Origin of the sequence: Variovorax sp. 160MFSha2.1 (assembly GCF_048305075.1) — a bacterium.
Lineage (GTDB): Bacteria > Pseudomonadota > Gammaproteobacteria > Burkholderiales > Burkholderiaceae_C > Variovorax > Variovorax guangxiensis.
This window is the reverse complement of sequence record NZ_CP157624.1, coordinates 3,314,159-3,332,197: the sequence shown is the minus strand read 5'-3', so window position 1 is coordinate 3,332,197 and position 18,039 is coordinate 3,314,159. Positions and strand designations below refer to the sequence as shown.

At 69.0% G+C, this 18,039-nt stretch carries 17 protein-coding genes; 11 read left to right on the top strand and 6 right to left on the bottom strand.

The window, feature by feature from the left end:
• The first annotated feature begins 11 nt into the window (after positions 1-11).
• Entirely contained in the window at positions 12-1,472 is a 1,461-nt protein-coding gene (locus ABL838_RS15100) for a mannose-1-phosphate guanylyltransferase/mannose-6-phosphate isomerase (protein WP_184637994.1), read from the top strand.
• On the opposite strand, the gene ABL838_RS15095 is transcribed toward ABL838_RS15100, so the two are convergent.
• On the bottom strand, positions 1,450-2,052 hold the full coding sequence (locus ABL838_RS15095; protein ID WP_184637996.1) for a DJ-1/PfpI family protein: 603 nt from the start codon (positions 2,050-2,052) through the stop codon (positions 1,450-1,452). The two genes, ABL838_RS15100 and ABL838_RS15095, sit on opposite strands and share 23 nt — an antisense overlap.
• Positions 2,053-2,148: 96 nt before the next feature.
• On the opposite strand from ABL838_RS15095, the gene ABL838_RS15090 reads away from it, so the two are divergent.
• Positions 2,149-3,483, top strand: coding sequence for a PLP-dependent aminotransferase family protein (locus tag ABL838_RS15090; RefSeq protein WP_418125792.1), 1,335 nt, complete (start codon positions 2,149-2,151; stop codon positions 3,481-3,483).
• A gap of 8 nt (positions 3,484-3,491) precedes the next feature.
• On the opposite strand, the gene ABL838_RS15085 is transcribed toward ABL838_RS15090, so the two are convergent.
• Positions 3,492-4,160, bottom strand: a complete 669-nt coding sequence (locus ABL838_RS15085; RefSeq protein ID WP_418125791.1) for a DsbA family oxidoreductase — start codon at positions 4,158-4,160, stop codon at positions 3,492-3,494.
• On the bottom strand, positions 4,157-4,939 hold the full coding sequence (locus ABL838_RS15080) for an SDR family NAD(P)-dependent oxidoreductase (protein WP_418125790.1): 783 nt from the start codon (positions 4,937-4,939) through the stop codon (positions 4,157-4,159). The genes ABL838_RS15085 and ABL838_RS15080 overlap by 4 nt, the downstream gene beginning before the upstream one ends.
• A 98-nt stretch (positions 4,940-5,037) precedes the next feature.
• On the opposite strand from ABL838_RS15080, the gene ABL838_RS15075 reads away from it, so the two are divergent.
• A complete protein-coding gene (locus tag ABL838_RS15075) occupies positions 5,038-5,391 on the top strand; it encodes a winged helix-turn-helix transcriptional regulator (RefSeq protein ID WP_240650529.1) in 354 nt (117 codons plus the stop codon).
• Positions 5,392-5,419: 28 nt separating this feature from the next.
• Here the strand turns inward: ABL838_RS15075 and ABL838_RS15070 are convergent, their stop codons facing one another.
• Entirely contained in the window at positions 5,420-6,553 is a 1,134-nt protein-coding gene (locus ABL838_RS15070) for a DSD1 family PLP-dependent enzyme (RefSeq protein WP_418125789.1), read from the bottom strand.
• 11 nt (positions 6,554-6,564) lie between these two features.
• Positions 6,565-7,212, bottom strand: a complete 648-nt coding sequence (locus ABL838_RS15065) for an HAD family hydrolase (protein WP_184638002.1) — start codon at positions 7,210-7,212, stop codon at positions 6,565-6,567.
• A gap of 72 nt (positions 7,213-7,284) precedes the next feature.
• Between ABL838_RS15065 and ABL838_RS15060 the strand changes: the two genes are divergently transcribed.
• From ABL838_RS15060 to ABL838_RS15040, 5 genes are all read left to right on the top strand, one after another.
• A complete protein-coding gene (locus ABL838_RS15060; protein WP_418125788.1) occupies positions 7,285-8,214 on the top strand; it encodes a LysR family transcriptional regulator in 930 nt (309 codons plus the stop codon).
• Positions 8,215-8,308: 94 nt separating this feature from the next.
• On the top strand, positions 8,309-9,379 hold the full coding sequence (locus tag ABL838_RS15055; protein WP_418120389.1) for an ABC transporter permease: 1,071 nt from the start codon (positions 8,309-8,311) through the stop codon (positions 9,377-9,379).
• Entirely contained in the window at positions 9,373-10,188 is an 816-nt protein-coding gene (locus ABL838_RS15050) for an ABC transporter ATP-binding protein (protein ID WP_126019653.1), read from the top strand. Before ABL838_RS15055 ends, ABL838_RS15050 begins: the two co-directional genes overlap by 7 nt.
• A gap of 9 nt (positions 10,189-10,197) precedes the next feature.
• Complete coding sequence (locus ABL838_RS15045; RefSeq protein ID WP_418125787.1) at positions 10,198-11,376, top strand: c-type cytochrome; 1,179 nt, start codon at positions 10,198-10,200, stop codon at positions 11,374-11,376.
• A 95-nt stretch (positions 11,377-11,471) separates the two neighbouring features.
• Complete coding sequence (locus ABL838_RS15040; protein ID WP_126019649.1) at positions 11,472-11,678, top strand: dodecin; 207 nt, start codon at positions 11,472-11,474, stop codon at positions 11,676-11,678.
• A gap of 24 nt (positions 11,679-11,702) precedes the next feature.
• On the opposite strand, the gene ABL838_RS15035 is transcribed toward ABL838_RS15040, so the two are convergent.
• Positions 11,703-12,197, bottom strand: a complete 495-nt coding sequence (locus tag ABL838_RS15035) for a low molecular weight phosphatase family protein (protein ID WP_418125786.1) — start codon at positions 12,195-12,197, stop codon at positions 11,703-11,705.
• A gap of 102 nt (positions 12,198-12,299) precedes the next feature.
• On the opposite strand from ABL838_RS15035, the gene ABL838_RS15030 reads away from it, so the two are divergent.
• The 3 genes from ABL838_RS15030 to ABL838_RS15020 are packed head-to-tail and all read left to right on the top strand — an operon-like array spanning position 12,300 to position 18,035.
• Positions 12,300-15,008: a GNAT family N-acetyltransferase gene (locus tag ABL838_RS15030; protein WP_418125785.1), complete on the top strand. Its 2,709-nt coding sequence runs from the start codon at positions 12,300-12,302 to the stop codon at positions 15,006-15,008.
• 52 nt (positions 15,009-15,060) lie between these two features.
• Entirely contained in the window at positions 15,061-16,092 is a 1,032-nt protein-coding gene (locus tag ABL838_RS15025) for a DUF4105 domain-containing protein (RefSeq protein WP_418120384.1), read from the top strand.
• The gene (locus ABL838_RS15020) at positions 16,089-18,035 is read left to right on the top strand and encodes an esterase/lipase family protein (RefSeq protein ID WP_418125784.1); all 1,947 of its coding nucleotides are present in this window, start codon (positions 16,089-16,091) and stop codon (positions 18,033-18,035) included. The genes ABL838_RS15025 and ABL838_RS15020 overlap by 4 nt, the downstream gene beginning before the upstream one ends.
• Positions 18,036-18,039: the final 4 nt, after the last annotated feature.

Sequence of the window (18,039 nt, the reverse complement as noted above, 5' to 3'; positions counted from 1 at the left end):
GGCGACCGATCATGAAAACCGCTCCCTCCATCCATCCCGTGGTCCTGTGCGGCGGCAGCGGCACGCGGCTGTGGCCGCTGTCGCGCAAGGCCCTGCCCAAGCAGTTCGCGCCGCTGGTCGGCGGCAAGAGCCTGCTGCAGCTCACGCTGGAGCGGCTGGCTCTGCTGAACGCCGACATCACCTGCGTGACCTCGGAAGACCACCGCTTCCTGGTGAAGGAAACGGTGGAGAACGCCGGTGTCACGGGCCGGCAGATCCTGGAACCGGTGGCGCGCAACACCGCTGCAGCGATGGCATCGGCCGCGCTGATGGCCGAGCCTGACGACCTGCTGCTGTTCGCGCCTTCGGACCATCACATCCCCGACGCCGCCCTCTTCGCCCGCACCGTGCATGCCGGCGTCGATGCGGCGCTGGCGGGCCGGATCGTCACCTTCGGCGTAGTGCCCAGTTTCCCGAGCACGGCCTACGGCTACATCGAGGCCGGCGAGGCGCTGGCCGGCGGGCACAGCCAGGCGGTGGCGCGCTTCGTCGAGAAACCGACGGCAGCGGTGGCCGAAATGCTGATCCTGAACGGCGGCTACAGCTGGAACGCGGGCATCTTCCTCGTGCAGGCGCGCACGCTGATCGCCGCGCTGCGCGAGCACGCGGGCGACATCCTGCAGGCCTGCGAGAGCGCCGCGGCCAACGCGACCCGCGACGGCAGCTTCGTGCGGCTGGACCGCGCCGCCTTCGAGCAATGCCGCGCCGACAGCATCGACTACGCGGTGCTCGAGAAGCATCGCCAGATCGCGGTCGTGAAGTTCGAGGGGCTGTGGAGCGACGTGGGCAGCTGGAACGCGGTCGCCAGCCTGCACCCGGCCGACGATGCCGGCAACCGGCTCAGCGGCAAGGCCAGCGCGCTGAACTCGCGCAACACCTTCGTGCATGCGCCGCACCGGCCGGTGGTGGCGCTGGGCACGCAGGACCTGATCATCGTGGATACGCCCGACGCCGTGCTCGTAGCCGGCGCGGGCTGCGCCGAGCAGGTGGCGGAGGTGGTGCGCAAGCTCTCGCTGGAAGGCTGCGCCGAAGCCACCGAGCACCGCCGCGTGGTGCGGCCATGGGGCGCCTACGACAGCATCGACCTGGGCGAGCGCTTCCAGGTCAAGCGCCTCACGGTCAAGCCCGGCGCCAGGCTCTCGCTGCAGATGCACCACCACCGCTCCGAGCACTGGGTGGTGGTGAAGGGCACGGCGCGCGCCACCTGCGACGGCAAGGTCAGCCTGGTGCACGAGAACGAGTCGATCTACCTGCCCTCCGGCGCGGTCCACCGGCTGGAGAACCCCGGCAAGACGGTGCTCGAAGTGATCGAGGTGCAGACCGGCGGCTACCTGGGCGAAGACGACATCGTGCGTTTCGACGACACCTACGGGCGCTGCGCGGCGCAGGCGACCACGGCGACAACGGACCTCATCGCGGCAGATACGGCGTGATGTTCCTCAGCGCGTTGGCCACGTAGGCCTCCTTCTCGCCCACTGGCGCCACGTAGTGCAGCGCCGCCTCGGCGGCCTCGATGCCCTCGGTGCGCGCGATGACCCAGCCGGCCAGGTAAGGCGAAGCGAAGCAGCCGCCCGCGGTGGCGACGTTGCCGCGCGCGAAGAAGGGCTGGTTCAGCACTTCCACGCCGGCTTCCTGCACCCAGGGCTTGGTCGTCAGGTCGGTGCAGGCCGGAACGCCTTCGACAAGGCCGAGCTTGGCCAGGACGAGCGTGCCCGAGCATTGCGCCGCGATCAGTTGCCGCTGCGGATCGAGCGACAGGCGCCCCATCAGCTCCGGGCTGGCGACCACCTCGCGCGTCTTCACACCGCTGCCGACGACCACCGCGTCGGCGGAGCGCGCATCTTCCAGCAGCGACTGCGCGCGGATGGTCACGCCATTCATCGACGTGACCTCCGGCGTCGGGCAGCAGATGCTCACGCGCCAGTCCGGCTTCTTGATGCGGTTGAGCACGCCCAGCGCGATGAGCGAGTCGAGTTCGTTGAAGCCGTCGAAGGTGAGGATGGCGATGTGCATGGCGTCCTGTATTGGTGTGATCGTGGGCGGATGGAGCCATCGTAGGAGAGGCGATCAATACAATCAAAGAATTGTCATGGATACATCGAGCTCGCGATGGCCGAAGCCCGCTACAAGCAACTGGTCGACGAACTTGCCGCCGAAATCCGCGACGGCCGCCTGCCACCCGGCACCCGCCTGCCCACGCACCGCAAGCTGGCCGAACGCCACGGGCTGGCGCTGGTCACCGCGTCGCGCGTCTACGCCGAGCTGGAAGCCATGGGCCTCGTCAGCGGCGAGGTCGGCCGAGGCACCTTCGTGCGCGAAGCGTCGCTGCGCATGGGCCCCGGCGCCGAGCAGCGGGCGCTGCCGGCGGACCTGGTCGACCTGAACTTCAACTACCCCGCCCTGCCCGGACAGGCCGAACTGCTGCGCGGCGCACTGCGCCAGCTCGCGGCCGGCGGCGAACTCGAGGCCATGTTGCGCTACGCACCCCACGGCGGACGGATGCACGAGCGCGCCTGCTTCGCCCGGCACCTCGCCTCGCGAGGGCTGACAGCGGAGCCATCTAACGTGCTGATCGTCGACGGCGCCCAGCATGGACTGGCCGTGACCGCAATGGCCCTGCAGCAACCCGGCGACGTGGTCGCGGTGGACGCCCTCACCTACCCCGGCTTCAAGGTATTGGCCGAGGCGCACAAACTGGAACTGGCGCCCCTGCCCGCTGCCGGTCAGGGGCCCGACCTCGACGTGCTGGAGCGCCTGTGCGCGCGGCGCCGTGTGCGGGCCATCTACGCCATGCCGACCATGCACAACCCGCTGGGCTGGGTGATGGGCACGAGCCGCCGCAAGCGCCTCGTGGCCATCGTGCGGCGGCACGGGCTGCTCGTCATCGAGGACGCGGCCTATGCCTTCCTGGCCGACGATCCGCCCGCGCCACTGGCTGCGCTGGCGCCCGAGACGACGGTGTATGTCTCGGGTCTCTCCAAGAACGTCGCGACCGGGCTGCGCGTGGGTTTCGTCGCCGCGCCCGATGCGTGGGTGCCGAAGCTCGAACGTGCGATCCGGGCCACGACGTGGTGTACACCGGGCGTGACCACCGCCATCGCGTGCTCATGGCTGGAAGACGGCACGGTCGAGCGGCTCGAATCGCAGAAGCGGCAGGACGCGTCTGCGCGGCAAGCCATCGTCGGCGAAGTGCTTGCCGGGATGGGATGCATGCGGCATCCGTCGTCGTACTTCGCGTGGCTGCCGCTGCCGGAGGAGACGCGGGCCGACCTCGTTGCCGCGGCGCTGATGCGTGAAGGCGTTTCGGTGTCCACGGCCGAGCCATTCGCTACGTCGAAGCATGTGCCGCATGCACTGCGGCTGGCGTTGGGGTCGGTCGGGCTGGAGGGTTTGCGAAGTGCCTTGCGGACTGTGCGGCGGGTGGTCGAGGAGCAGTCGTACTGAACGAGCGCTCAGGAAACGGCGACGCCGCCCAGTGCCTCCCGGATGCATGAGGCGATCTCTTGTTCGCTTCGTCCACCCCGCAACACGATGCCCGGACCGAAGGCGAAATGGGGAACCGACCGGACACCCGCCACGGCAGCTCTCCTCGCCGCCTCTTCGACTCGCCCGTGCCAGGCGCGGTCGACAGCGATCGCCCTTGCCTCCATCCGATCGAATCCGTGATCCACGGCGATGGCCGCAAGCACATCGGCATTGCCGATGTTCTTTGCGCCGAGAAAGTACGCCTGCGTGATGGCGACTGCCAACCGATGCTGGGGCAAGCCTCGCTCCCCGGCGGCAAGGATCAACGCATGGGCTGCCTGCGTGGGAAAGGCCCAGGGCTGGCGACGCAGGTCGAGCTCGAGTCCCGAGGATCGCGCTTCGGACTCGACACGTGAAAACGCAATTGCCGGATCGGTGATGCCGTGGCGCGAGCGCAGCAGATCGGGAATGTAGGTTCCTGACGCAGGCGCATCGGGCATCAGCAGCACCGGATGGTGGCGGATGTCCGCCGCAAGGCCGGCAAAGCCCTGTGCAAGTACCTTGTCGAGCCGGTACTGGCCGACGATGCACCAGGGGCAGGTGATCTCGGTATAGAGGTCTATTCGCAGCATGTGCGTCTGGCCTTCCTCGTTCATGCCGGCTGAAGTGGCGGCAGGATCGATTCGGGGCGGTCGCGTTTCGTGGCGAGGCTCCAGATATCCTCTGCGATGTCGTCGGGATCGAGCACCGGCAACCTTGGATCGAGCTTCGCTCCCGAGGCGGTCATCGCACGCAGCCCCGTCGAACGATCGATGACCGCGCCGATGCTCACCGTACCCGCGTAGACGCCCTTCGGGACCAATTCCGCATTGAGGGTGAGGACGTAGTTGCGCGCGGCAGCCATCGCGGGGCCGACGCCGCTCATGCCGGGAATGGCAACCACACCGGCCAGGCCTCCGACGACGATCATCGCGCCGTCTCCCCGGGCCAGCATGCCCGGCAGTACGGCGTGCGATACCTCGATGGGCGAGAGCATGAAGATCGAGGCCATGGCCTGCAGCTTCGCCGCATCGAGTTCGACCGCGGGTACGAAGTTGGCGTCGGAAGGCGCGGGAGCGTAGACGGCGACGTCCACGCTCGAGAACCGCTCCTCGATGGATCGGACCAGCGCGGGAATTCCGTCGATCTTCGTGAGGTCGGCCGGAAACGCTGCGGCCTCGATATCTGCCCGGGCGAGTTCGGCGACGAATGCCTCCAGCGGCTCGGCGCGCCGCGCGACGAGGGCGATCCGATAACCTTCGCGACCGAAACGCTTGGCCAGGGAGGTGCCGAGGCCGGAGCCTGCGCCGAAGATTGCGAGGGTTTTCTTTGCAGTCATCTGGTATTCCTTCAGGTGGTATGTTTCGATGACCAGATGATTGAGATTGACCGTCACAATGACAAGAACGCAGATGTTTGAGGCCTAGTCACATGCATATGCCTGCCCCACCCGACGAGCCCGGTACGAACGAGCACTGCCGGAAGGTGAACCAGATGCTCGGCCGAATGGGCGACAAGTGGACCATCCTCGCGATCACGATGCTCGAACAGAAGCCGCGTCGGTTCAATGAACTCAAGCGGCTGATCGGCGGGATATCGCAGCAGATGCTGACGCGAACGCTCAAGGCCCTGGAGCGCGACGGCATGGTGACGCGAACGGTTCATCCCACCGTGCCTCCCCAGGTCGAATACGCGCTGACCGAACTGGGTCACTCGCTCGCGTCGCCTCTCATGAACCTGGCCACATGGGTGCTGGACCATCTGGGCCAGATCGAATTGCACCGGGCCTCGCACGACGAGCGGGCAATGCCTGCGGCGTCGAACTCCACCGTGTATCGCCGGCGTTAGATGCCGCAAAAGCCCGCAGCGCCACGCCTCACCAGCCGTGAAAGCGCCCCCATGCCCGCAGCGTTCCGTCTTCCGACAACGCCTGATATTCCGGAAACTGCGCCCCCGTCGCACAGGCATGATTCGGCAGGATGCGCAGCCGCGTCCCTACAGGAAAGCGCACCGCGATGTCCGCATCCGCCTCGCCCTCCCGCGAAAGAATGCCGTGCTCCTGGTTCGCACCAATGAGCACATAGCCATCGAGCACCCGTCCCTGCGCATCGCACACCTGCCCGTACCCGAAGTCCCGCTTCTGCTTCTGCGTCCCCCGGTCGCGGCTCATCGCCATCCAGCCTGCGTCGACGATGGCCCAGCCCTTGTCGGCCTGGTGGCCGATCACGGTGGTGAGCACGCTCAGGGCGATGTCGTCCTCGGTGCACACGCCGATGTTGCACATCACGAGATCGAAGAACACGTACACGCCGGCCCGCACTTCGGTCACGCCGTCCAGCGCATCCGCAGCCAGGGCGGTGGGCGTGGAACCCACGCTGACCACCGGGCACGGCAGGCCCGCGTCGCGCAGCCGCTGCGCGGCGCGCACGCAGCCTGAGCGTTCCTGCTCGGCCATCGCCTTCAGGGCTTCGGGCGTATCCAACTCGTAGCTGGAGCCCGCGTGGGTCAGCACACCGCCGAGGCGCATGCCACCTTCGTGCAGCACGCGGCCGACTTCGAGCAGCGCGTCTTCCTCCGGCTTGATGCCACTGCGGTGGCCGTCGGTATCGACTTCGACCAGCACATCGAAGGCCTCGCCGTTCGCGCGGCCGAACTCGGCAATCGCCCTGGCCGAGGCCACGCTGTCGGTGAGGATGCCCAGCGCGCAGCCGCGCCGGCGCAGTTCCAGCGCATGCGGCAGCCGGTGCGGCGCCATGCCGACGGCATAAAGGATGTCGGTGAAGCCTGCGGCGAAGAACTGTTCGGCCTCCTTCAGCGTGGAGACGGTGATGCCCTGCGCTCCCGCCTCGCGCTGGGCTTTGGCGACCTCGATGCACTTGCTGGTCTTCACATGCGGTCGGAAGCGCACGCCAAGTTCGTTCATGTGCTGCTGCATGCGTTCGATGTTGCGCCGCATGCGCGTGCGTTCGATGAGGGCCGCGGGCGTGTCGATGGTGGCGAGGGTGTTCATTCTGGAACTCGTCATTTCTTTTCGAAGGATTGCAGCCAGGGCAGCGCCGGTGCGAGCGTCGGCGCCTGAAGCTCGGGGGACGGCGCTCCTTGCGGCAGTGCAAGGCCTACGCGGTTGTGCCAGTAAGTGCGCAGGCCCACTACCGAAGTGCCGAACATGTCGTAGCCCGAGCCGGCGACGAAGGCCGCGTCATGCGCCTCCACCCCAAGCCGTTCGAGCGCCACGCGGTACGGGCGCGGATCGGGCTTGTAGAACCCGGCTTCCTCCGAGGTGACGACCGCGTCCCAATCGATGCCCAGCCGCGCCGCCGCGCGGTGGCCCAGGCGCCTGGAGCAGTTGGTGACCACGGCGAGGCGGCAGTGCGGCTTGAGCGCCAGCAGCAACTCGCGCGCGCCGCTCCACACGGGCAGCGTGTCCCATTGCGCTTCGAGCGCATCGGTGGCGGAGCCGGGCATGCCGGTGTTGCGGGCAGCCTCCTTCACGAGCTGTTCGTAGGGCACGTAGGCGCCGCAGCCGTAGGTGAGCCGCAGGTACTCGGCGCGCCAGGTGCGGCCTTTCTCCTCGGAGCCGGCGGCGGCGTTCCAGACGGTCCAGGAATCGAGCAGCGCGGTGAGCAGGTCGAAGAGCGCTGCGCGCGGATAGGCGTTGGAGGATTGCATGGACTGCGACTGTACGTTTCGAGGCCATGCCTGTGCTTCAATGCGGAGTCATCAATCGTTAAGCACAAGTTAATGACGACGATCCAGATCGAGGACATGCAGCTCGCCGCCGCCCTGCTGCGCGAGCCGTCTCTGAGCGCGGCGGCGCGGGCGCTGGACGTTACGCCGCCGGCCCTTTCGATGCGGCTGCGCAAGCTGGAGGCCGCGCTGGGACTGTCGCTGGCCACCCGCACCGCGCGCAAGCTGAGCCTCACGCCCGAGGGCGAGCGCTTCGCGCGCGAGGCGGCCGCGCTGCTCGGGCAGATCGAGGGGCTGCGCGAATCGATGCAGCGCGACGACCGACGCCTCACCGGCACGCTGCGCATCGCCGCGCCCTTCGGCTACGGCCGCCAATACATCGCGCCCATGCTCGCGCGCTTCGCCAGGCTGCACCCGGGGCTGGGCGTGCAGCTCGACCTGCGCGAGACCCCGTGGCCCGACCGGCACGACGCCGACGCGGTGATCCACATCGGCACGGTGCGCGATTCGTCGTGGGTAGCGCGCACGCTGAGCGCCAACGAGCGCTGGCTGTGCGCCAGCCCCGCCTACCTGCGCCAGCGCGGCGTGCCCCGCGTGCCGCGCGACATTCCTGCACATGACTGCATCTGCATCCGCGAGAACGACGAGGACGTGACACTGTGGCACCTGCGCCCCGCGGGCCGGGCGGCGGCCGCCAAGGGCAGGCGCGAGACCCTGCGCATTTCCCCCGCCTACCTCACCAACGACGGCGGCGTGGCGCGCCAGTGGGCCGAACAGGGGCTGGGCCTGGTGCTGCGCTCCGAATGGGACGCGGCCGATGCCGTGGCGCGCGGCACGTTGGTGCGCGTGCTGGACGACTGGCAGTTCGACAGCGCGCCGGTCACGCTGCTGGTGCCGACGCGCAAGGGGCGCACGGCCCGGGTGCAGGCCGTCGTCGAGTTCCTCGCCGAGAGCTTCGGCAGCAGCGCCGCCAAGGGAAAGTAGCTGCGCGCATATCCATAGCCGCATTCCTTCGTTGGCCGCGCCGCCATGGTCCGCCAACACTCGCAGCTTCGTATTTCCGGAGAAGAAGCCTGCAATGACCCTTGCTCTCGATCATTTGCCCCCCTCGCGCCGCAGCGTGCTGCAAGGAGGCGCCGCACGGCCCGCCAAAGAGCAATCGCAGGCACAGCCGCGGCGTCCGGCCGCCCCCGCAGGCATCTGGAGCACGGGCCTGCTCGCCTCTGCCGCATGGGTCGCGCTGGGCCTGCTCACGCTGCTGTGGCCGAACAAGGAAGCCGGCTTCAGCGACTGGGCCTTCACGCAGGAGTTCGGCATCGCGACGCTGGTGGTCGCCGTGCTTTTGCTGGCGATCGCGCTGCTGGGCGGCCGCACCGGGCGGCTGATCCGCACGCTGCGGCCCGCCGGGCAATGGCTTGTCGCGCTGGCCGTGGGCCTCGCGCTGTGGGAGGTGTCCACCGCCAAGCTCGGCGTGCTGCCCTCGCCTTTCTTCGCGCCGCCGCAGAGCCTGATCGACGTGGTGCACGAGGACTGGCAGCGCCTGGGCCTGTCGACCGTGCATTCGCTGCGGTTGCTGGCCAACGGTTTCGTGCTGGGCGCGCTGGTGGGCTTCGGCACCGGGGTGGCCGTGGGCTGGTCGCGCATCGCGGGGTACTGGGTGCATCCGCTGCTGCGCTTCCTCGGGCCGGTGCCCGCGTCGGCGCTGCTGCCGCTGGCCTTCTTCTTCGCGCCTTCGAGCTATTCGGCGGCGGTTTTCCTCGTGGGCCTGGCCACCTTCTTCCCGGTGGCGGTGCTCACCTGGTCGGGCGTGGCCTCGGTGCACAAGAGCTATTACGACGTGGCGCGCACGCTGGGTGCTTCTGAACGTTTCCTGGTGCTGCGCGTGGCGATCCCGGCGGCGCTGCCGCAGGTGTTCGTGGGCCTCTTCATGGGTCTGGGAGCGTCGTTCTCGGTGCTCATCACCGCCGAGATGATGGGCGTGAAGGCCGGGCTGGGCTGGTATCTGCAATGGGCCCAGGGCTGGGCCGCCTACGCCAACATGTACGCGGCGCTGCTGGTGATGGCGGCGCTGTGCTCGGGCCTCATCACGCTGCTGTTCAAGGTTCGCGACCGCGTGCTGTCGTGGCAGAAGGGAACCGTGAAATGGTGACCGAGACGACCCCGAACGCGGTGCTTCCGCCCGCCCCCGCACCAACCACGGGCGCCGGGGCCCATATCGGCATACGCGGCGTCAGCCACTGGTTCGAAGTGTCCGGCGGCGTGCTGCAGGTGCTCGACGGCATCGACCTGCAGGTGCGCCCCGGCGAGTTCGTCGCGCTGCTGGGGCCCAGCGGCTGCGGCAAGTCGACGCTGCTGCGGCTGGTGGCCGGGCTGGAGCCCGCGACCACCGGCGCCATCACGCAGAACGGCGAGCCGATCTCGCGGCCCGATCCGTCGCGCATCGTCGTCTTCCAGGACCCGACGCTCTACCCCTGGCGCAGCGTGTGGGACAACGTGGCGCTGGGCCTGCAGGCACGCGGCGTGCTGAAGGAGCAGCGCGCCCGGGTCGACGAGGCGCTCAAGCTCGTGGGCCTGACCGAATTCGCGAAAGCCTTTCCGCACCATCTTTCCGGCGGCATGGCGCAGCGCGTGGCGCTGGCGCGTGCGCTCGTCAACGATCCCCAACTGCTGGTGCTCGACGAACCGCTGGGCAAGCTCGACTCGCTCACGCGCATCGCGATGCAGAGCGAGCTGGTCAATCTCTGGCAGCGGGCCGGCTTCTCGGCGCTGCTGGTGACGCACGACGTGGAAGAGGCGCTGTTCCTCGCCAACCGCGTGATCGTGCTGAGCGACCGGCCCGCGCGCATCGCGGCGGAGTTGGTGGTCGAGCTGCCCTACCCGCGCCATCGCGGCGATCCGAAGCTGGCCGAGTTGCGACACGAGGCGCTCAGGCACCTGGGGCTCGATGCGACCTGGTGAGTCGAGAAGATGAGCGGTCCGCCTCCCGAGGCCGGCTGGCTCAATCTGCTGATCGGCCTGCTGCAGGGCGCGCAGCTCTGGCTTCTTCGCGTGCTCGATGCACTGGGGCTGTCCGGGCAATCGCACGGGCAGCCGGCATGGCCGTGGGCGCAACGGCTATCCGGCGAAAACCTGCTGATCGACCTCGGACAGGCCCGGCGGCTCGGCCTCACGCTGGTGGTGCTTGCCGTGGCGCTGCTTGTCCTTCTGGTCGCGCTGCTCTGGCGCCGGCGCCGCATATGGCTTGCCACCGGAGCCGCGCTGCTGGCGGCATTGGCACCGTGGCCGGAGGCCAGCGTGGTGCTTGTACCTGCGTACCCAACCAGCTTCCACGCATCGCCCAGCGGCTTCACCGCCGGCAGCATCGAGCGCGGCCGCACGCTGTACGCGGCACAGTGCGCCGCCTGCCACGGAACCAATGGCCGGGGCCACGGGCCGCTGGCCTCGGCGCAGGCTGTGTGGCCTCCAGACCTGGGCGGTCCGCTGCTGTGGCGGCGCGCCGATGGCGACCTGCTGTGGCATGTGATGAACGGCATGCGCGACCGCCTTGGTGCGCAGACCATGCCCGGCTTCGGCACCGCGCTGAGCGACGCGGACGCATGGGCGCTGATCGATTTCATGAAAGCCCAGGGCGCCGGCGAGAGCCTGCGCGCGGCCGGTCTCTGGGCCCAGCCCATAGCGCCGCCGGATGTGACGGTGCAATGCGGCGACAAGCCACCGCGCAGCCTTTCGAGCTGGCGCGGCCAGCGCCTGCGCATCATCGCGTCGGAGCCTGGCCGCGAGGCATCGCCGCTACCCGACGATCCGCGCCTCGTGACCGTACTGCTCGCGCCTCAGTCCACGGAGGTGGCGCCGCAGTCGGCCGACTGCATCGCCACCTCGCCCGCCGCGTGGGCGGCCTTCTCGCTCGTCGCCGCGACAACGCAACTGGCGGGCACGCAGTTCATCGTGGACCGCGACGGCTGGCTGCGCGCACGCGGCGAACCCGGCAAGAGCGCGTGGAGCGACGACGATCTTCTTTGCCGCACCGAACAACAGCCCTCCGCGAAGCCCGGAGAGGGCCCGCTGCCGCCCGACGGCCTCGGCGCCCTCATCGCGCGCATGGACGCCGAGCCCGTGCGCTTCGTCAAGGGCGGGTACGTCCACTGACACCTGTGTCCGCAACGGGACTACGATGTTCTTCCGGGCCCCTTGCTATCAATCGATCGATCAGTCCATCCCCTCAACCCCGAAGGAGACAGCCCATGTCCAGCCACGTCTACAAAACGCTAGAACTCACCGGTTCCTCGCCCACCGGCATCGAAGATGCGGTGCGGACCGCCATAGCGAAGGCGCACGAGACGGTGCGCAACATCCAGTGGTTCAACGTCACCGAGACGCGCGGTCATGTGGTCGACGGAAAGGTGGCGCACTGGCAGGTGACGTTGAAGATCGGGTTCACGCTGGAGTGAGCCCGCTCCGGCCGGCGGGAGCGGCTAGCGCATGTACCCCAGGTCGCGCACGTCGGACCGCACGGCCGACCGGTCCGCCCCCTGCATCGGCAGGCTCACCAGCAGTTCGAGCCGGCGGCGCAGCGAGAACAGCATCTGCACCGCGTCGTGCGCGACCCTGTCGGGGTCGCGGCCGTCGAGCACGTCGGGGTAGGCCCACAGCGCCGCATCGGGCTGGCCGGGCCATGAGGGCTGGCGCGGCTCGGTGGACTCGTCGAGCGTGATGACGAAGTCCGCGGCGTGGGCATTGGCGCGCGCGAGCTCGTCCCAGCCGCGCGGTTGCCGGTTCGGCAAGGGAATGCTCGCGCTCTTGAGCGCGGCGATGGCGGCGGGATGGAATTCGCGGGCGACCTGCCCGGGCTGACCGCAGGAAGATACCGAGAACCGCTTCGGGTCCAGGTGCGTGAGGCACACTTCTGCCAGGATGCTGCGCAATGAATTTCGTCGCGAGACGAAGATCACGCCGATACGTTTTTGCATGGAACCCTGACTATAGCCCTGCGTTCTTGACCCGTCCTGACCATTCGCCGAGCAGTGCCGCCATGCTGCACAGCAGCGTCCGAACGGTGCAGACTCGGGGGCATGGACAAGCATTTCCTGACACCGCTTTTCGCGCCCGCTTCCATCGTCGCCTTCGTCGGCAATGCCGACGGCCCCGGCGGACAGACGCCGGCCGGCCACACGCTGCGCGAGGCCTTCCGCGCGCAGCGCTTCGACGGAACGCTGCGCTTCCTGGACGTGCGCACCAAGGGCACGCTCGAAGAACTGGCGCAGACCCATGCCGACCTCGCGCTGATCGCGCTGGCACCTGGTGACGTGGCGGCCGCGCTGGAGATCGCGGGGCGCATCGGCTGCAAGGCGGCGGTGGTTCTCTCGAGCGGCATCGGCGCCGAGCAGGCGTCGCAGTGGCGCAAGATCGCGCGCCGCGAGGGCGTGCACCTGCTGGGGCCGAACTCGCTGGGCTTCCAGCGGCCGCTGCTGCACCTGAACGCCAGCGTGGCCGGTCCGCTGGCCGGCAGCGGGCCGCTCGCGCTGGTGGCGCAATCGGGTGCGCTGACGGCCTCGATGCTCGACTGGGCGCGACAGAACGGCGTGGGCTTTTCCAGCGTGGTGTCGCTGGGCCCGCACACCTCGGTCGACATTCCGCAGGTGCTCGACTTCCTCGCCAACGACCAGGCCACGCACAGCATCATCATCTACCTCGAAGGCATTGCCGACGCGCGACGCTTCATGAGCGCGCTGCGCTCGGCCTCGCATGCCAAGCCGGTGGTGGTGCTCAAGGCCGGGCGCAAGCCTGCCGGCAACGAGGCCGCGCAGACGCACAGCGCGGCCATCGTGGGCAGCGACGACGTGTTCGATGCCGCGCTGCGCCGCGCCGGCGCGGTGCGCGTGCGCTCCTTCGTCGAGCTGTTCTCGGCCGCTAAGTGCCTGGCCTCGCGCTACCGCCCCGTCGGCAAGCGGCTGGCCGTGGTCACCAACGGCGGCGGGCCCGGCGTGCTGGCGGCCGACTGGATCAACGAGATCGGGCTAGACCTCGGCAAGCTCTCCGCACCCGCGCAGAAGGTGCTGCAGCCCACCTTGCCCCCGCTCGCCTCGCTGGCCGACCTGATCGACCTGTCGGAAGAAGCTCAGCCGGCGCACTATCGCGCCGCCATCGACGCGGCCTCGTCCGACAGCCAGGTCGACGGCGTGCTCGCCATCTTCTCGCCCAAGGCCGGCATCGACGCGGCTGCAACGGCAAAGGCGCTGGCCGACATTCCGCGGCCGATGAACAAGCCGCTGCTGGCCTGCTGGATGGGCGACTCCTCCGTGGGAAAGGCGCGCTCGGTGCTGGCCGAGGCGACCATCCCGAGCTTTCGCACGCCCGAGGCTGCCGTGGGCGCCTTCGGCAACATCGCGGCCTTCTACCAGAACCAGCAGCTGCTGCAGCAGACGCCGCCGCCACTGTCGGCACTGGCCAAGCCCGACATCGAGGGCGCGCGGCTGCTCATCGAGAGCGTGCTGGCCGAGCGGCGCCATGTGCTCACGGAGATGGAGTCGAAGTCGCTGCTGTCGTCCTTCCACATCCCGATCACGCGCACGCTGCTCGCGCGCAGCCCCAGCGAGGCGATGATGATCGCGACGCAACTGGGCTTTCCGGTGGCGCTGAAGATCGATTCGCCCGACATCCCGCACAAGTCCGACGTGGAAGGCGTGGCGCTCAACGTGCTCAACGGCACCGGCGCGCGCGACACCTACGTCGAGATGATGGAGCGCGTGGCCCGCCTCGCGCCCGAGGCGCGCATCAACGGCGTGACGGTGCAGAAGATGGTGCGCGCGCGGCGCGGGCGCGAGATCTACGTGGGCATGGTCACCGACGAGCCCTTCGGCCCCGTCATCGTGTTCGGCGCGGGCGGCACCATGATCGAGCTGCTGAACGACCGCGCGATGGAGCTGCCGCCGCTCAACCAGTTCCTAGCGCGCCGCCTCATCGAGCGCTCGCGCGTGGCCGAGACGCTGGGCGAATGGCGCGGCGCCCATTCGGTGGACATGGAAGCGCTCGAAGACCTGCTGCTGCGCGTGTCGGAAATGGTGTGCGAGCTGCCCGAGCTGCGCGAGATGGACATCAACCCGATCATCGTGGACGAGAACGGCGCCATCTCGGTCGACGCGCGCATCGTGGTGGGCAGCAGCTCGCAGGCGGTGGCTGCCCACGTGGGCAACGCGGTCAACGGCTACCAGCACCTGGCCATCATGCCGTACCCCGCGCGCTATCGGCGCGAATGGCCGCTGGCGGGCACGGGCGGCGGCACCTACATCGTGCGGCCGGTGCATCCCAACGACGCGCAGATGCTGCAGGCGCTGGTGCAGGGCCTGTCGCCCGAGAGCCGCTGGTTCCGCTTCGTCTCGCGCTTCCACGAGCTGCCGCCGACCATGCTCTCGCGGTTCACGCTGATCGACTACGACCGCGAGATGGCGCTGGTGGCAGTGATCATGGAGCGCAGCGTGTCGCCCGAAGGCACGGTGCTCGAGAGCGAGCGCATCGTGGGCGTCTCGCGCTACGTGACCAACCCCGACCAGACCAGCTGCGAGTTCTCGCTGGTGGTGGCCGACGAGTTCAGCGGCAAGGGCATCGGCTCGCGGCTGATGGAAAGCATCATCGACGTGGCCCGAGACAAGGGCCTCGCCGAGATGGACGGGCTGGTGCTGGCCAACAACCCCGACATGCTGAAGCTGGTGCGCCGGCTGGGCTTCACGGTGAAGCCCTTTCCGGAAGACCCGGACTTCAAGCTCGTGACCTACATGCTGTAGCCATGGACGCCCGTCGTAAGCTCGGCGGGTCGCATTCCTGGTTTTGCCTTTCATGATCCGAACGCTCCTGCGTCACGTCGGCCGCATTCTGCTGTCGCTCATCGTGCTTTCGACCTGCCTCTGGGCCTGCCTCGCGCTCTGGTACCAGTTCCCCGGGCCGGCCGCGGTGAAGATCGGCGCGGGCGTGCTCTGGGCCGCCTTCGGCCTCGCGGCCATCGCGCTGACGTGGCGCAGGCGGGCTGCGCGCGCCCTGCTCTCCTATGCGACCGGCTTCGCGCTGCTGCTGGTCTGGTGGAGCACCATCCTGCCGTCGCAGAACCGCGTGTGGGCCGACGATGTGTCGCGCCAGCTGCGCTCGCACATCGACGGCAGCGTGGTCACGCTGGACAACGTGCGCAACTTCGAGTGGCGCAGCGACACCGACTACACCCAGCGCTGGGAAACGCGCGAGTACGACCTCGACCGGCTGCGCACGGTCGACGTGTCGCTCTCCTATTGGAGCGGCCCCGCCATCGCGCACACGCTGGTGTCCTTCGGCTTCGACGATGGCCGGTTCCTCACCTTCTCCATCGAGATACGCAAGGAGCGCGGCGAGGCCTTCTCGTCCATCGGCGGCTTCTTCAGGCAGTTCGAGAACAGCCTGATCGCGGCCGACGAGCACGACATCCTGCGCGTGCGCACCAACGTGCGCGGCGAGGACGTCTACATGTACCGCGTGAGCCTGCCCCGGGCCGAGATGCGCTCGCTCTTCCTCGCCTACCTCGGCGAAAGCGCCGCGCTGGCGCGCGAGCCCAGCTTCTACAACACGCTCACCGCGAACTGCACGACCATCGTTTACGCGCTGGCCAGGCGCATCGTGCCCGGCCTGCCGATGGACTGGCGGCTGCTGGCCTCGGGCTACCTGCCCGACTACCTCTTCGACGTGGGCGGCCTCGCGCCCGGCTACAGCATGGAAGCGCTGCGCGCGGCGGGCCGCATTACCGACCGCGCCCTCGCCGCGGACAAGACGCCGGCCGCGAATTTCTCGCAGGCGATCCGGCAAGGGCTGCCGGGCACGACGGCCAATGCGGGAGCGGCGCAATGAAAGGCGCATTCCGCCTTGTCGCCTCCCTGCCCGCGCTCGCGTGCGCCGCCGCGCTGCTGGCCGGCTGCGCGGGCGTGACGGTCGGCTCGATCTCCCCGGCCGAATACCTCGCCCAGCGCAGGGGCGACGTGCTCACCACCGGCAGGCTCAGCACCTCCGCGCAGGAAGTGCTTCGGGTGATCGGCTCCGACGCGGACATCTGCCGCAAGGACGGCCAGGCATGCCGCAACGCACTGGCCGACTCCTCGGGGCTGAGCGATGAACAGCGCCTTTCCGCGCTGTCCGAAGTCTGGCTGCAGGTAGCGCTCGCGGCGGAGAAAGGCGGCGGCGCCGCCGATGCCACTGCCATCGAGGCCTGGTTCGAAACCGCGCGCCACGCCTACGCCTACCTGTTCTTCACTGCCCGCAAGCCGCGCGACCGCGCCTTCGAGGACCGGCAGACGCAGGTGCGCGACTACTACAACTACGCGGTGCAGCAGGCCATCACCGGCCTGTACCGGGACATCCAGCGAACGGGCTCGCGCAGCGGCGCGCAGCCCGAGATGCCGAAGGTGGGCGACTGGCGCATCGAGACCGACGTCTCGGGCCTGCGCCTGCCCTCCGACACGCCACTGCCCGACGAGCTGATTCCCGCCGCCTCGCTGACCTTCTCGGGCCTGCGCAATACCTACCGGCGCGACGGCTTCGGGGCGGAGCTGGTAGCCGCGAGCAACAAGCGCACGGACGACGAAGCGCCAAGGCAGCAAGCCGATCCCGTGGAGAAGCAGAAGCCGCGTCCGCCCTACCGCGAGATGCCCTTCCCCGCCGTCACCGCGCTGCTGCTCTTCGACGGCGCCAGCCTCGGCGAGGTTCTGGGCACGCGCACGCTGCGCATCGCCGCCTACGACCCGTACCGCACCGCCAACGTGCGGCTCGCCGGTCAGGAAGTGCCGCTGGCCGCCAACTTCACCTCCGGCTACGGCCTGTGGCTCGCGCGCTCCGACTTCGCGCTGCAGGCCCTGCGCAGCCTCTTCGGCGGCCGCGAAGGCCTCACGCAGCCACGCATCTACCTGATGCAGCCCTACGACCCGAACCGCCGCACGGTCATCATGCTGCACGGGCTGGCGAGCAGCCCCGAGGCGTGGATCAACGTGGCCAACGAGGTGCTGGGTGACGAGACATTGCGCCGCCGCTACCAGATCTGGCAGGTCTACTACCCGACCAACGCGCCGCTGCCGATCAACAACTTCGCGATCCGCGAAGCCGTCACGCAGACGCTCGCGCACTTCGACCCGACGGGCAAGGCCGTGGCCTCGAACAACATCACGCTGATCGGCCACAGCATGGGCGGCGTGCTGTCGCGTCTCATGGTGTCCTCGTCGGAAGACAAGCTCTGGGAGGCGCTGCTCGCGAGCTATCCGATGCAGGGCGCGCAGCAGCAACGCATGGAGGAAAAGCTCGCGCCCTACCTGCGCTTCGAGCCGCTGCCGCAGGTGAGCGACGCGATCTTCATCGCCTCGCCGCACCGCGGCACCGACTTCGCCAACAACCGCATCTCGCGCTGGGTGGCCAACCTCATCACCCTGCCGGTGGCCATGCTCGGGCAGCTGGGCGACATCTCGCGCGAGCTGATCCGCATCGCGCCCGCGCGGCAGGACCAGGGCACGCTGCGCATTCCCAACAGCATCGACAACCTCAGCGACCGCGATCCCTTCGTGCGGCTGTCGTCGGGCTTGCCGATGAACCCGCGCGTGCGCTTCCACTCGATCATCGGCAACGACACGCCCGGCGTGGCGCAGGCGCTCTCCAGCGACGGCATCGTGCCCTACGCCAGCGCGCACCTCGACGGCGCGGCCTCCGAGCTGGTGATTCCGTCGGCGCACAGCGTGCAGGAGAACCCGCTGGCGATCCTGGAGATACGGCGCATCCTCAGGGAGCAGCTGCGGCCCGAGGCTGCGCGCTAGGCGA